At 65.4% G+C, this 13456-nt stretch carries 12 protein-coding genes; 4 read left to right on the top strand and 8 right to left on the bottom strand.

The features are described 5' to 3' along the window. Positions 1-143 precede the first annotated feature (143 nt). The 7 genes from ABZ789_RS06790 to ABZ789_RS06760 form a co-directional block, all read right to left on the bottom strand. Positions 144-2630, bottom strand: a complete 2487-nt coding sequence (locus tag ABZ789_RS06790; RefSeq protein ID WP_358420835.1) for a glycoside hydrolase family 2 protein — start codon at positions 2628-2630, stop codon at positions 144-146. Positions 2631-2644: 14 nt separating this feature from the next. Next, positions 2645-3604: a DUF1839 family protein gene (locus ABZ789_RS06785; RefSeq protein WP_358420833.1), complete on the bottom strand. Its 960-nt coding sequence runs from the start codon at positions 3602-3604 to the stop codon at positions 2645-2647. Next, a complete protein-coding gene (locus tag ABZ789_RS06780; protein WP_358420830.1) occupies positions 3601-4572 on the bottom strand; it encodes an amino acid--[acyl-carrier-protein] ligase in 972 nt (323 codons plus the stop codon). The genes ABZ789_RS06785 and ABZ789_RS06780 overlap by 4 nt, the downstream gene beginning before the upstream one ends. Next, positions 4569-5768: an acyl-CoA dehydrogenase family protein gene (locus tag ABZ789_RS06775; protein ID WP_358420827.1), complete on the bottom strand. Its 1200-nt coding sequence runs from the start codon at positions 5766-5768 to the stop codon at positions 4569-4571. The genes ABZ789_RS06780 and ABZ789_RS06775 overlap by 4 nt, the downstream gene beginning before the upstream one ends. Continuing rightward, a complete protein-coding gene (locus tag ABZ789_RS06770; RefSeq protein ID WP_358420824.1) occupies positions 5765-6007 on the bottom strand; it encodes an acyl carrier protein in 243 nt (80 codons plus the stop codon). Before ABZ789_RS06770 ends, ABZ789_RS06775 begins: the two co-directional genes overlap by 4 nt. Then, positions 6004-6438, bottom strand: a complete 435-nt coding sequence (acpS, locus tag ABZ789_RS06765; RefSeq protein WP_358420821.1) for a holo-ACP synthase — start codon at positions 6436-6438, stop codon at positions 6004-6006. Before acpS ends, ABZ789_RS06770 begins: the two co-directional genes overlap by 4 nt. A 302-nt stretch (positions 6439-6740) precedes the next feature. Further along, positions 6741-8156: an NAD(P)/FAD-dependent oxidoreductase gene (locus ABZ789_RS06760; RefSeq protein WP_358420818.1), complete on the bottom strand. Its 1416-nt coding sequence runs from the start codon at positions 8154-8156 to the stop codon at positions 6741-6743. A 136-nt stretch (positions 8157-8292) separates the two neighbouring features. Here ABZ789_RS06760 and ABZ789_RS06755 point away from each other — a divergent pair, with 136 nt between their 5' ends. Further along, positions 8293-9189, top strand: coding sequence for a LysR family transcriptional regulator (locus tag ABZ789_RS06755; protein WP_358420815.1), 897 nt, complete (start codon positions 8293-8295; stop codon positions 9187-9189). 13 nt (positions 9190-9202) lie between these two features. Here the strand turns inward: ABZ789_RS06755 and ABZ789_RS06750 are convergent, their stop codons facing one another. Beyond that, positions 9203-9787: a PadR family transcriptional regulator gene (locus ABZ789_RS06750; RefSeq protein ID WP_358420812.1), complete on the bottom strand. Its 585-nt coding sequence runs from the start codon at positions 9785-9787 to the stop codon at positions 9203-9205. Between the two features lie 130 nt (positions 9788-9917). Here ABZ789_RS06750 and ABZ789_RS06745 point away from each other — a divergent pair, with 130 nt between their 5' ends. Genes ABZ789_RS06745 through ABZ789_RS06735 form a run of 3 tightly spaced genes read left to right on the top strand, consistent with a single transcriptional unit; the run spans position 9918 to position 13403 of the window. Further along, positions 9918-11033, top strand: coding sequence for an aromatic ring-hydroxylating dioxygenase subunit alpha (locus ABZ789_RS06745; RefSeq protein ID WP_358420809.1), 1116 nt, complete (start codon positions 9918-9920; stop codon positions 11031-11033). Position 11034: 1 nt separating this feature from the next. After that, a complete protein-coding gene (locus tag ABZ789_RS06740) occupies positions 11035-12018 on the top strand; it encodes a PDR/VanB family oxidoreductase (RefSeq protein WP_358420806.1) in 984 nt (327 codons plus the stop codon). A gap of 32 nt (positions 12019-12050) precedes the next feature. After that, entirely contained in the window at positions 12051-13403 is a 1353-nt protein-coding gene (locus tag ABZ789_RS06735; RefSeq protein WP_358420803.1) for an MFS transporter, read from the top strand. Positions 13404-13456 lie beyond the last annotated feature (53 nt).

Raw genomic sequence — 13456 nt, 5'->3', positions numbered from 1 at the left:
GGAAGAGGTGGTCACCGGCACCGTGCAGAAGGTGCAAATCGGGTGATCGACCCCTTGGAAGATACATATACCCCGTCGGTGCCCGATATGCACCTGTCGATTTCGGCGCGGCGTGTTCCGGTTCGCCCCGTACGTGCGAGTGCCTAAACGCTCACGGACCCGTCGCCGGAGTCGACAACGACGCGGATCGGAGTGCTCGTAGCCGAGTTCAGTGCGCTCACGCGACCGGTCAGGACCGAGGTCGGATCCCACGCCCGAACGGCGACCGTCCGAGAACCTCCGGGAGGCAGGTGAAACCACGAATCCTGCAGGTCACCCCCGGTGACATCGAGGTGCACGTACTGTGCTGCGGTCTCGGTCCCGACGCATACACTCCACCCGCCCTCGACGGGTCGCGCGGTCGCGCTCAAGCCGATTCCGCGTTCGACGGCCCGCGCCGGGCCACCGACGAAACGCACCGATTCCGCCAGGATCCCGGCGGCATGATCGAGGAGTCGAGCCGTCGCCGTCTCGAACGCGGGCGGGCCGAACCGATACACAGAATTGATGTCGGTGAAACCGCCCGTCACCGCCGCCCACGAGAACACCTTCGTCTCGTGCGGGCCGAGACGAAGCGGTACCGAGACATCCACCGGCACGGCACCCGACGGCGTGTGGGCCTGCAACCTGAGGGTGACGTCGAGGACATCCGAGGTGTCGTTGATCGCGTCCACTCGCAGACCGTCGAGACCGTCGTCGGTGAGCAGCACGGTGATGGGTGCGAATATCCGAGCCGCCACCCACCACGGTGCCTTGGGGTTACCGTCGGCATCGAGCACACCCCATCCGGCTCCCGGTTGCAGGTCGCGGGCCGACAGGATCAGGGCGCCGCGGCACCCCGACCCGGACCGGCGCCAGTACTGCAGCACCTCGGAGTACGCCTCGCAGATCGCGGCACGCCCGAGAACGAGATATCGAGCAGGGTCGGACCATCGCACCTCGGAGGGGTCGACACCGAAGATCGTGCGCACATAGTGGTCTCGCACGTCCTCGAAATCCCACGACGCCCCGTTGTCCCGTGGCACGGCCGCCTTCCACCTCGGATGATGGCCGGCGACATTCACGCTTCCGAAGGCAGCTTCGATCGCGGTGTCGGACGGCGGAATCGAGAACGCAAGCGACTCGGCGGCGAAGCGCACGCCCGCCGCACGCACGTCGCCGATCGGGCGGCGATAGCCTCCGACACCGAAATAGTGCGCAATGCCCGATCTCACCGCGATCGGCAGCGCGTCGCTGCCCGGTGGCGCCGACGGGGACGACGACACCCAGACCGTTCCCGGCAGTTCTCGGGCCACGATCGCGGGCAACCATTCGTCGAGTGCCGCGATGGACACGTCGGTCAGCCCCAGCATGGCAGGCTGCTGTTCGGTCTCGCTTCCCCCGCACAGCACCACCGGAGCCGGGTTGCCACCCCACCGGCGGAGCAGTGCTCGAACCTCGTCCTCGAGCAACGAGCGGAAGTGCGGATCGTCGGGTGGGTCGGTTGTGGCAAGCATGACGTCCTGCCACACCATGATGCCCAATTCTGCACATGCCGAGTAGAATTCGTCGCTTTCGTAGACCATCGTGCCCGGGATCCGAATCGTGTCCACGCCGGCGGCCACACACATCTCGAGCGTCCGCCGGGTCCTCGCCGGATCATCGAGGGAGATCGAGTCACTCGGCGTCCACACGAGGCCACGGCAGAAGACGTCGACACCGTTGATCCGCAGACCGAATCCGTCACCCGGGGACTTTTCCACCGACCGGAAACCGATGTTCCCCAATTCCATCCGGAGACCATCCAGAAACAATTGCACCGCATACAGATTCGGCGCACCGTAGGTATGAGGCCACCATGTCCGAACGTCGGGGAGAGTCAGTCGGAGACTGATTCGCGCCGTCCCGTCCGCTCCGTATCCGGGTTGCACGCGGGTCGTCACACCGCCGATGTCGAGCACGGCTTCGGCGACGGTGGCGCCGGACAGAACGAGGTCGACTTCGACCACCCCGTCGGATCCCCGCAGACTCGAACGAACCGAACGTTCCAGCAGCACAGGACTGTTCGCGTCGACGAGCCGGACCGGGCGCCACGGACCCACCGGCGCGGGCGCTCCCCCGAAGACGGGAGCGCGGCCGAGCATCGTGGTACGGAACCACCGCAATCCTTGCGCCGGAACGAGCGACGAGCGCCACCGGCCACGTGGGCGCCGCCTCCGGAGCGCAGCGTCCAGCGAGGCACACCGGACCGCGATCCGCACCGTCGGCGGCAGGCGGTCGAGGACGACGGTGAGCGGCACGAACATGGATTCCGACGATGCGACGTGGATGCCGTCGACCCACACATCCGCGAGAGTCGCGAGTCCGTCGAAACTCAGGCGCCACGGCCCGTGCCCGGAAACCGCGACGTCGGTGACGAACCACCAATCGTCTGCGTCGGGTGACGATGCGCGGGCCGCAGCAGCGCCGTCCGCATCGCGGATCGCGCCGGCCACCGTACCGGGTATGCGAACCGGCAACCAGGGGCCCTCGTCGGACAGTTCTCCGGGGTGATTCACCGACCCGGGTTCGACACGCAGACAACGCCATCGAGCTTCACCGAGCAGATCCATGTGCGCCGAACCCGTCAACGCACGCCGGCAGCGCGAACGACGGTCCCCATGGCATCCCCCCACGCGTCGGCCATCGCCGCGAGTTGGTCGCCCGGGTCTACGCTGCGTCCCCGTGCGGCGCGCGCCATACGGAACTGCACACTCTTCGCTCCCTCGGCGACAGCGCGGAATCCCTCGGCGGCGCCGCCTGCACCGGGATATCCGTGCCCGTCCATGTAAAGACTCACGTCCGCGGCCAGTTCGGCGGTGGCACCACACTGCCGGAGCACTCCGAACGTCCACGGATGGAAGACGTCCATGCCACCGGAGCGGATCCGCTCGACGTCGGCGAGCACTCGGACGCCAAGCTCTCGCACCGGGTTGGACCGGGCACGCATTCGCAGGTGCCGGAGCACGAGGATGTCGAAGGCGTCGCACTGCGGCAGTGCCGCATCGAGTCGTACTTGTTCGAGATAGGGCGGCCAAGTGGGAACCGGTAGGTCCAGACCGAACACTCCACGGAAATCCTCACCGGAGAGGACGTGATAGCCACTGTTGTGGAAGTACTCGAGTATCTCGGCGTCGCGATCGAGAAGATTCGGCACGATCGTCGTCTTGGAGCGGCTTTCCCGATATCCGGTTCCGGCGGTGTCGGGCAGCCAGAACGCATCCACCTCGACGGTGGACAGCAATCCGGCGTCGGTGTTGTCCTGGATATGCTCCACCGGACGGCGCCACACGTTCATCTCTGCGACGTCGATCCCATAGAGCGACAACAGGTCTTCAGGCCGGAACTTGAGAAAGGTCCACTGCGCGCCGTCGAACCGGGTCGAGAACGCACATGCCGCCGCGGGGACCGGGTCGTGGCCGAGCGCGTGCAGCACCTCGACCCACAGGTCGACGTAGCAGTTCGTCTCGGTCCAGATCCGGTCTGCGGCGTGCACGAAGTGCGGTGAGTACCCGTCGACGCGGACGTCGATGAGCGGTGTGCTCACGGGAACAGCCTGTCGCGCAACGGAGCAGGCCAGCGGTCGACATCGAGTCCGTGGGTCCGCAGCATGGCGAGCGCGATGCGCTCCATGCCGAAGCCGACGCACGCACTGTGTGCGACCGCGCCGTCGGCCGTGCTGATCTCGAAGGTCTCCCCGAAGTGGCCGCGATGGCAGTTGCAGGAGACCACGGCGGTGCCGTCGTCGAGGTCGCCGTAGAGTCGGACGACCAGTTCGGTCTTGAGGTTCTCGGTACGCTGATTGACGGCCAGCATGCGCCCCGCCCGGCCGAAGAAAGGATCGTTGGCCGGCACGGCGGTTGCATCGAGCCCGAGCAAGTCGAGCACCTCGAGGCCGCGCTGCACCCATGAGTCACGATGCTGCACAGCGTCGCTCTCGGTGCCGATCCGCACGAACTCGTGCATCCGGAAGGCCTGCATGCGGGCGGGATCCACGGCAGGTTCGTGCCGGAAGCAGTATCCGTAGACGTCGAGCAGTTCACCGCCCTCGCGGAGAGTTCCGGTGTAGCGCGAATAGGCAGGATGGCATGCTGCGGAGACGAGCACGGTGTCGGTGGGTGCGAGCCACGGATCCCAGGCTTCACCCCGGGAACGAGCAGCAAGCAGTTCGGCATGCTCGACGTTGCTGCCCGCGAACGTGTTCACAGCTCCCGTCAAATGCGGGAACGACGCGATGTAATCGGTGCGCTCGAAGCTCGTCCTCGGAAAGACCGGAGGGAACCGAAGTCGCGTCGCCGACCGTCCCGGACCTGCTGCGACCACCACACGGTCGACACCGTCCACGAGGTCCTCGAAGAGACCCGAACGTCCGTAGAGTCCGGGAACGCCTGTCTCGACGAGTATTTCGGCGTCGAGCAACTCCTGCCGAAAGGCGAGGCGGGCACGTTCGAGTTCGGAGAGTTCTTCGGTTGCGGCACCGGTCGTGGCAGTGCTCGTCGTGACGGTGCGGGTCACAGCGTCCCCCGGTAGGCGATCGACAACTGGGCCGAGTTGTTCATGATGCGGTCGTTGTTGACCATGACGGCGGCACCGTGCGCGTCGCGCAGGTGCCGGCCGAGCGAGAACGGAGAATCCTCGCGATAGCCGGCGATTCCACAGATGAGCATCGCGCGGGTGACCAGATCCACGACCAGCGTGGAGGCGGTGACCTTGAGGTTGTTCATCGCGAGGGAGAATCCCATGCCCGACGTCGCTTCGAAGCGGTCCGTCCCCTCCTGCGCCGAGACAGCGGCGTCGAACCGGGCGGCGGAGGAGGTCACAAGATCGGAGAACTGCTGGTGCACAGCAGCCGCCTCGGCGAGGCGCAGCGCACCGGGAGGTGTGACCCCGGGGCTCCTCCGAGCTGCCGACCGCACGTACGATCGCGCCTTCTCCATCGCTGCGTCGGCGATTCCGAGCCATACTGCCGACCACACGCAGTGTGAGACGGGAAGCATGGTGCGCGAGGAGATCTCGGCATAGGCTGTGCCGACCACGAGGTCGCTGGACGTCGTAGCGGTGAGGACGAATCCGGGGCTGCACGTTCCTCGCAGCCCGAGTGTGTCCCACTCTCCGGTCGGCTCGAGAGTCACGTCCTCGCGACGGCACACGACGAGCACCTGGTCACTGGGCGGGCTGTCGACGGTGCGGCGCGCCGTCGCCAGAATCGCGTCGGCGTACTCGCCGTACGAGATGACCGGTGCATTCTTGGTCAGCGATACCACCTCACCGTCCCGCGTGATCGAACAGACGCTGCTGCGCACGTCGCCACCAGTACCGAGTTCGGTGGTCGCCGAGGCGATCAGGTAGTCGTTCGCCGCCGCTTCGGCGACGAAAGCCGCCACACCGGGAGTGGAGTGACGGACCAACGACAGGATCTGGGTCTGGTGCATCGCGAAGATCATCGCCGTCGAGGCACAGTAGCGGCCGAGAATGCGCGCGACGGAGCACAACTCACCCAGCGAGGCTCCCTCACCGCCCAGTTCGACGGGAACTGCGCAGTTCAGCAGCTTGTGGGTGCGTAGAGCATCGACGGCCTCGTGTGGAAATCGTGCCAGGCGATCCACCTCCGCAGCGGCAGGTCCGGCGCTCTCGCGTCCGACGATCTCGGCGCGCTCGAGCAGCGACGGCCCGGCCTCCGCCACGGCGAGTGGCGCGGACGCCGAGGTCACCCGACGCCCAGTTCTGTCAATGCCGAGCGAATGGCCCCGACGCTCGCGAACGTGCTCTTGCGGAGCAACTCGTCGGGGAACTCGACGTCGAAGGCGTCCTCGAGGGCGAGCATCACGTTGACGCTGGCATGGGAGGTCAGACCGAGTTCGTAGAGATCGGCCGCGGGATCGAGTCCGGCGCTGTCGACAGACAGCTTCGCGTGCTCGCCGAGGACCTTGCGGATCACCTGCTCCGTCATGGATGTACTCCACCTTCTGTTTCTCCGACGCGGGTCGCCACGACCGTCGCGATGGCGTATTCAGGCTCGTGGGAAATCGAGACCTGGATGTCGGTCAACTGTTGATCTCGCGCCAGGGCAGCCGCGTTACCTGCCAGCACGACGGCGCATCCACCCCACGTCTCACGGCGGATCTCGATAGCCTGCCACGGCACGGCCTGATCACGCGGGCGCAGGACCTTCATCACTGCTTCCTTCGCGGCGAAGCGCGCCGCGAGCCGTTGTGCGCGACCCGGACCGGTGCACACCGCCAGTTCGTGCGGCGTGAACATGCGCTGCAGATAGCGGTCGCCGAATCGGTCGATGCTGCGCGCGACGTCGCGGACGGTGACGACGTCGCAACCGACGCGAGTCGTCATCACCGCGCGGGGGCCGTTGCCATCGACGTTCATGGGTCACTCCTCGGGATGCGATGCACACGGTAACCGACCGGACGGCCGATCTACACTACTGGGACATTTCCGGCCCGGGCGACAGCCCGCAATTCACCTCGAGTTTCACCCGGCCGAGCCGCCGGATCAGGGCACACGCAGTCGGAGCGCGGACCATGAGGACCGCGCTCGAGCCAGCCCACCGTTCGCGCGGTGAAATGCGGTTCGCCACCACTACAGCCGGCGTCCATCCCGCTTCACCGCGTCAACTTCGACGAAAGGCTCCGACCGAGACGGTCGGAGCCTTTCATCGGAGGAGGTGCTTACGCAGACGTCCGCACGGGTTGCTTGTCGCTCTTCTCCGGAGCGTCCTCCGCCTGCGGTGCAGGTTCGCTCTTCTCCGCATCGGGTTCGATCACCGCGACCGGTGTCGATTCCTGCGCGTAATAGAAGTGCGGGCGACGATGTCCGAGGAAGGAACCGCACCACGACAGGACCGCGATGTACCGGTTGCGGAAACCGACCAGGTAGACGAGGTGGACGGCGAGCCACAGCACCCATGCGATGAACCCGGTGAGTTCGATCTTCCCCACCCGCGTGATCGCGCGGAAGCGGTTGATGATCGCCATGCTGCCCTTGTCCTTGTACTGGAACGGGGTGCCCATGGCGGTCTTCCCGGTGATCATCTTCGCGACGTGACGGCCACCCTGCATCGCGAACGGCGACTGCGCCGGCAGATTGTCGAGCGTGACCATGTCGCCGATCGCGAAGATGTTGTCGCTACGTCCGACGGTGAAATCCGGGTCGACGAGCAGGCGGCCGCCGCGAACCGTCTCGCAACCGGTTCGCTCGGCGAGGACGTCGGCGAAGTCGTTGGCCTGGATGCCGGCCGACCAGATGATCGTCTCCGCGGTGAGCCGACGGGTCTCCTCGGTCGTGGGCGTGGTGAGCGTGGCACCGTGCTCGTCGATGTCGGTGACCATCGTTCCGAGGACGACGTCGACACCGCTCTTCTCGAGCGATGCCTTCGAGTACTCGCTGAGCTTGCCGCCGAAGGGAGGCAGCACCTTGTCGGCGCCCTCCACGAGGGTGACGGTGACGTCCTCCGCGCGGATGTTGCCGATGGACTCGGCGAAGTACCGCTGCGCGAGTTCCTTGATCTGACCCGCGAGCTCGACGCCGGTGGGGCCGGCTCCCACGACGATGAAGCTGAGCAGATTCTTCCGCCGCTCCGGATCGGTGGTGACGTGCGCTTCTTCGAAGCACCGGACGATCTGGCGACGCAGTCGCTCGGCGTCCTCGACCGTCTTCAGCGCGAACGTCAGGTCGGCGAACTCGTCGCGCCCGAAATACGCCTGGCGAGCGCCGGTCGCGGCGACGAGATACTTGTAACCGAGGCGGAGACGCGCGCCGCCGGCCTCGTAGACGACGGTGTTCTCATCGGGCAGCACGTCGACCACCCGTCCGAGGCGGACGTCGGCGTTGGGGTATTCGGCGAGAATCGCGCGCACCGAGGGTGCGATCTCGCCGGGCGACAGGACACCGGTCGCGACCTGATAGAGAAGGGGCTGGAACAGGTGTTCGGTGGTTTCCGAGATGAGGACGAAGGGGGTGCCCGCCTTGGCGAGCTTCTTCGCGGTGGCCAATGCTCCGAAGCCGGAGCCGACGATCACTACGTCCGTTCGATCGACCTGATTCGTCTCTGTGTCCGCACCGTCCATGCTGTCGTAAACCTCCATGCCATAGCTGTCCCCGCTGATGTATGACGTCCAACGTAGGTACGAACGACTCTTGTTATCCAGTAACCTGGGATATTCGAAATACTGTTATCTGTTCTGCTCATAAATACGGGTGGCACGTCGACCGGGAGGAGCAATGGATTTCCGTCAGCTGCGCTACTTCTTCGCAGTCGGCGAGGAGGGGAGCTTCTCCCGCGCCGCGCAGCGCTGCTTCATCTCGCAGTCCGCGATCAGTCACCAGATCGCGAAGCTCGAGCACGAGCTGGGCACGACGCTGTTCGACCGCACTACCCGTTCGGTCAAGCTCACCTCCGCCGGCCGACGCCTGATGCCGATCGCCGCGGAAGTGCTCAGCCTGGAAGCGAAGGCACTCGAAGTCGCCCACGAGCCGCGGGAAAGCATCCGGATCACCGCGAACATGAGTTTCGCGTCGCAGAGCCTCGATGCGATCTCGCACGTCCGGGAACGTCATCCCCAGCTCGACGTGGAGTTCGTCATCAAGGACTTCACCGACCGAGTCAACGCCGTGGCCTCGGGAGAAGCCGATCTCGCCCTCATCCGCGGCGAGGTCGATCGGCCCGGCCTGGAAGCGGTACGGCTCGGCATCGAGGAACTGGTGATCGTCACCTCGAGTCAGCATCCACTGTCGGCGTTCTCGACCGTGGATCTCGGCGACCTCGCCCACTACCCGCTGTTGCTGCCACCACGCGGCAACCAAGTCCTGCTGCACCGTGTCGTCGAGGACGCCTTCGTCGAGGCGGGTCGCCGCGTGACCCTCGGCCCACCGATCGCCAGCGACCACACGGCGACCCTCGAGGTCATCACCAATCCGCGTGCGTGGACGGTGCTCTACGCCGGAACGGCAGCCGACACACCGCGGAAGGGATTGAAGTTCATGCGCGAGATCCACCATCGACTGCAGGTGCCGGTGTGCGGGGTGGTGCGGAGCAACGCGACCCCGAACCCCGAACTCGAATTCCTCATGCGGGCGCTGGCGCGGTCGATCGTGCCGCCGACCGACAGCGCGCCGTGAGCCCTCGAACGCCTCATACGGACGACAGCTTGTCCAGCAGATCGAGTCCCTGACGTGCCCAGGTGATCTCGGCTTCTCCTCGGCCGATCAACCCGTCGTAGGCGAAGGCCTTGAACGCGATGATCCGTTCGTGGTCCTCGGCAGGATACTTCCGCACGCGCGTCGCAATGGTGTCGTTACTGAGGTCGAGTATCGCGTCGCGCACGGCGGTCCACTGAGCTATCTGGTCGGTGTAGTGATCGATGTGCCGGCGCAGACACTCGCGCGCACTGTCCGGGTCGGCCCACTCGAAGTAGGCGGCGCGCATATGCACCGCGTCGCGGACCGGCGCGTAGTCCAGCGGAGTGGCCATCCAGTCCCGGAAGGCCCGGATGCCGGCCTCGGTGATCGAGTACCGGGTTTTGGTGCTGTTTGGACCCCAGCGCACCTGTTCGCCCTCGACCAGGCCTTCCCGCTCCATCCGGCGTAGTTCGGGATAGATCTGCGAATCGGGGGCGTGCCATACGTGCCCGACCGATCCACCGAACCGTTTTGCCGCATCGTAGCCGGTCAGAGGCTCGGCGGTGAGCAGCGCGAGCAGCGCATACCGCAGGCTCATGAACCACCACCTTTCCCTGGCGAGTATTCCACCCTTGCGAATAACTATCTCAATAGATATTGTGTGCTCCAGCTCACCAAATATCTATGTAGATAGATATTCAGCCCTTCATCAGTTCGGAGGATCCGACATGACCGACCTGGGCCCTACCGGGGCGACCGCGAAGAACATGGCCTACCCGCTTGATGCCTGGTACGTCGCCGCGTGGGACCACGAGGTGGATCGCCGAGAGATCCTCGCCCGCACCATCGCTGGAAAACCGATGGCCATGTACCGCACCGAGGACGGACGTGCTGTCGCGCTGGCCGACGCCTGCTGGCACCGACTGGCGCCCCTGTCGATGGGCACACTCGTCGGTAGTGACGGAGTCCGGTGCCCGTATCACGGACTGCAGTACAACTCCGCCGGTCGCTGCACTCACATGCCCGCCCAGCAGACGATCAACCCATCCGCGATGGTGGCGTCGTATCCAGTGATCCAACGCCACCGATTCGTGTGGGTCTGGCCGGGAGATCCGACACAAGCAGACCCGGACCTCATCCCCGACATGTTCCAGATGGACTCCCCTGCCTGGGCGGGAGACGGACGCACGATCGACGTGCAGGCGAATTACCAACTCGTACTCGACAACCTCATGGATCTCACCCACGAGGAATTCGTGCACTCCTCGTCGATCGGTCAGGACGAACTGAGCGAATCCGATTTCGTCGTCATCCATGACGATCGCACCGTCACGGTCACCCGCTGGATGCACGACATCGACGCACCCCCGTTCTGGCTGAAGAACATGCGCGACAAGTTCCCAGGCTTCGAAGGCAAGGTCGATCGCTGGCAGATCATCGAGTTCCAAGCGCCGTCGACGATCCGAATCGACGTCGGAGTGGCGAAGGCCGGTACCGGGGCGTACGAAGGGGACCGCAGCCAGGGCGTCAACGGCTTCGTCATGAACACCATCTCTCCGGTCGACGAACGCACCGCGCTCTACTTCTGGGCGTTCATGCGCAACTACCGCCTCGACAGCCAGCTCATCACCACACAACTACGCGACGGTGTGCACGGTGTGTTCGGTGAGGACGAAGCGATGCTCACCGCGCAGCAGAAGGCGATCGAAGCCAACCCGGATCACGAGTTCTACAACCTGAACATCGATGCCGGCGGCATGTGGGTCCGTCGCCTGATCCAGCGCATGGTCGAAGCAGAACGAAATCCGGCACCGGGCGCTGTCGCTACCGAGGGAGTGCGCTGAGATGAGTACCAACCAGATCCGTTGGCAACGCGGCCGAGTCGTCGGAGTCGAGCATGCCGCAGACTCGATCGCCGAGATCGTCCTGGCCATCGACATCGCCCATCGCATCGAACCCGGTGCGCACATCGACGTGCGTCTTCCCTCAGGCGACACACGCTCGTACTCCGTCGTCGCCGGCAGTGCGGACGGTCGACGCCTCACGCTCGGCGTCCACCGCTCGTCCACCTCCCGAGGCGGATCCGAATACATGCACTCCCTGCGGCCGGGCGACGAAATCGACATCACCGAACCGCTGCAGAACTTCCCACTGCGGGTCGGGGCATCGCGATACGTGCTGCTCGCCGGTGGTGTGGGCATCACCGCGATCTGCGCGATGGGAGCGGTGCTCCGTCGTCTCAGCGCCGACTACCGTTTCGTCTACGTCGGCCGCAGCCGCTCGGCGATGGCCTTCCTCTCCGAACTCGAGGCCCTTCACGGCGACCACCTCGACGTCCACATCGACGACGAGGGATCCGGATTGGACGTCGTGACGCTCGTTGACGGAGTTGATCACCACACCGAGCTGTACATGTGCGGGCCGATCCGGCTCATGGACGCCGTGCGGCGCCAGTGGCACGACCGCAATCTCCCGATGCCGAACCTCCGATACGAGACCTTCGGCAACAGTGGCTGGTTCGAAGCCGAGGAGTTCACCGTGGCCGTCCCCGAACTCGACGTCACCACCACCGTCGGTGCCGACGAATCCATGCTCGACGCGCTCCGCCGCGCCGGCGTCGACATGATGTTCGACTGCCTCAAAGGCGAATGCGGCCTGTGCCAGGTCTCCGTCGCCTCGGTCGACGGACGGGTCGACCACCGCGATGTCTTCTTCAGTGAGCAGCAGAAGAACTCTGCAAGCCGCATGTGCGCATGCGTCTCACGCGTAGCGCGCGACTCGGCGTCTCCCCGATCCACGACAGGCGCCGTCACGCTCGACCTTCCTTGACCGCAGCGCATTTCACACCACAAGGAATCCCGATGGACCTTCGCGCCCGCATCGATGCCTCGCCGATGCATCCTTATCAATGGATGATCGTCGCCCTGTGCGTCGTACTGAACATCCTCGACGGCTTCGACGTCATGGCCCTGGCATTCACCGCCAAGAGCATCGGTAGCGACTTCGGTCTCGGCGGATCCGAACTCGGAGTACTGCTCAGTGCAGGACTGATCGGTATGGCCGTCGGAGCTCTCGCTCTCGCCCCCATGGCCGACCGGATCGGCCGCCGACCGCTGATCCTCATGTCCGTCACGCTCGCCACCGCAGGCATGGGCCTGTCCGCGAGCGCCGGATCCGTTTGGGAACTCGGTATCTGGCGGGTCCTCACCGGGCTGGGCATCGGCGGTGTCCTCGCCTGTACCACGGTGATCGCAAGCGAATATTCCTCGGCTCGCTGGCGTGGACTGGCGATCAGCATCTATACCGCCGGATACGGTGTGGGCGCGACGATCGGAGGCATCGCCGCCGTGAGTCTGCAGAGCGAATATGGTTGGCGTTCAGTCTTCGTCACAGGCGCAGTGCTCACCGGCCTGACCCTTGCGATCCTTACCGTTCTCCTGCCCGAATCTCTCGACTTCCTTGCCGGTCGAGGACGCGCAGGCGATCTCGACCGGGTCAATGCAATCGCGCGACGCATCGGCCAGAGCCCCGTGCCGGCTCTCGTCGCTTCCACGGACAAGTCTGCAACTCGGGCAGGCCGCATCTCGGATCTGTTCTCGGGAGCCAACACCCGCCCGACCGTCTTGCTCTGGGCAGCCTTCTTCGCCACCATGTTCGGCTTCTACTTCGTCAATTCTTGGACACCCTCCCTGCTGGAGACTGCCGGTCTCACGAAGGATCAAAGTGCCACGGCAGGAATGATGCTCACCCTCGGCGGTACCGTCGGATCCGTGCTCTTCGGGGTGCTGGCAAGTCGCTGGACCACCCGGTCGGTCCTGATCACCTTCACCGTGGCGTCTGCCGTGATGATGACCGTGTTCATCATATCGATCTCGACACTCACGCTGGCGTTCGCGCTCGGCATCGTCATCGGCGGTCTCATCAACGGCTGCATTGCCGGCCTGTACACCCTGGCCCCGTCCCTGTACGGACCTCAGGTGCGGGCGACCGGCGTGGGTTCTGCCATCGGGATCGGCCGAGCGGGAGCGATCCTTGCACCAACTGCGGCCGGGATGCTCCTCGATGCCGGATGGACCCCGGAGCAACTGTACTTCGCCGTTGCAGGAGTCGTCGTCCTGGCGGCCGTGGCCCTGGTCGCATTGCGGCCGGCACGGCCGGTGGCTGCTGATGCCGGCACGGCTCCGGCATCAGCAGCCACCACGGAGAGAATCTAACCCGGTTCCGATCAGCAGGCGGTAGTCGCGGTGCCGCAGAGGCGCCAAGGCCC

The organism is Rhodococcus sp. NPDC047139 (assembly GCF_040643435.1).
Classification (GTDB): Bacteria; Actinomycetota; Actinomycetes; order Mycobacteriales; family Mycobacteriaceae; genus Rhodococcus.
Note: the sequence above shows the minus strand (reverse complement) of the source record. Positions and strands in the feature narration are given on the sequence as shown.

Bases quoted from the DNA above. Each gene is read 5' to 3' on its own strand.
- ABZ789_RS06760 (WP_358420818.1), bottom strand. From the start codon at position 8,156: ATGGAGGTTTACGACAGCATGGACGGTGCGGACACAGAGACGAATCAG.
- ABZ789_RS06755 (WP_358420815.1), top strand. From the start codon at position 8,293: ATGGATTTCCGTCAGCTGCGCTACTTCTTCGCAGTCGGCGAGGAGGGG.
- ABZ789_RS06745 (WP_358420809.1), top strand. From the start codon at position 9,918: ATGACCGACCTGGGCCCTACCGGGGCGACCGCGAAGAACATGGCCTAC.
- ABZ789_RS06790 (WP_358420835.1), bottom strand. From the start codon at position 2,630: ATGGATCTGCTCGGTGAAGCTCGATGGCGTTGTCTGCGTGTCGAACCC.
- acpS (WP_358420821.1), bottom strand. From the start codon at position 6,438: ATGAACGTCGATGGCAACGGCCCCCGCGCGGTGATGACGACTCGCGTC.
- ABZ789_RS06740 (WP_358420806.1), top strand. From the start codon at position 11,035: ATGAGTACCAACCAGATCCGTTGGCAACGCGGCCGAGTCGTCGGAGTC.
- ABZ789_RS06750 (WP_358420812.1), bottom strand. From the start codon at position 9,787: ATGAGCCTGCGGTATGCGCTGCTCGCGCTGCTCACCGCCGAGCCTCTG.
- ABZ789_RS06770 (WP_358420824.1), bottom strand. From the start codon at position 6,007: ATGACGGAGCAGGTGATCCGCAAGGTCCTCGGCGAGCACGCGAAGCTG.
- ABZ789_RS06735 (WP_358420803.1), top strand. From the start codon at position 12,051: ATGGACCTTCGCGCCCGCATCGATGCCTCGCCGATGCATCCTTATCAA.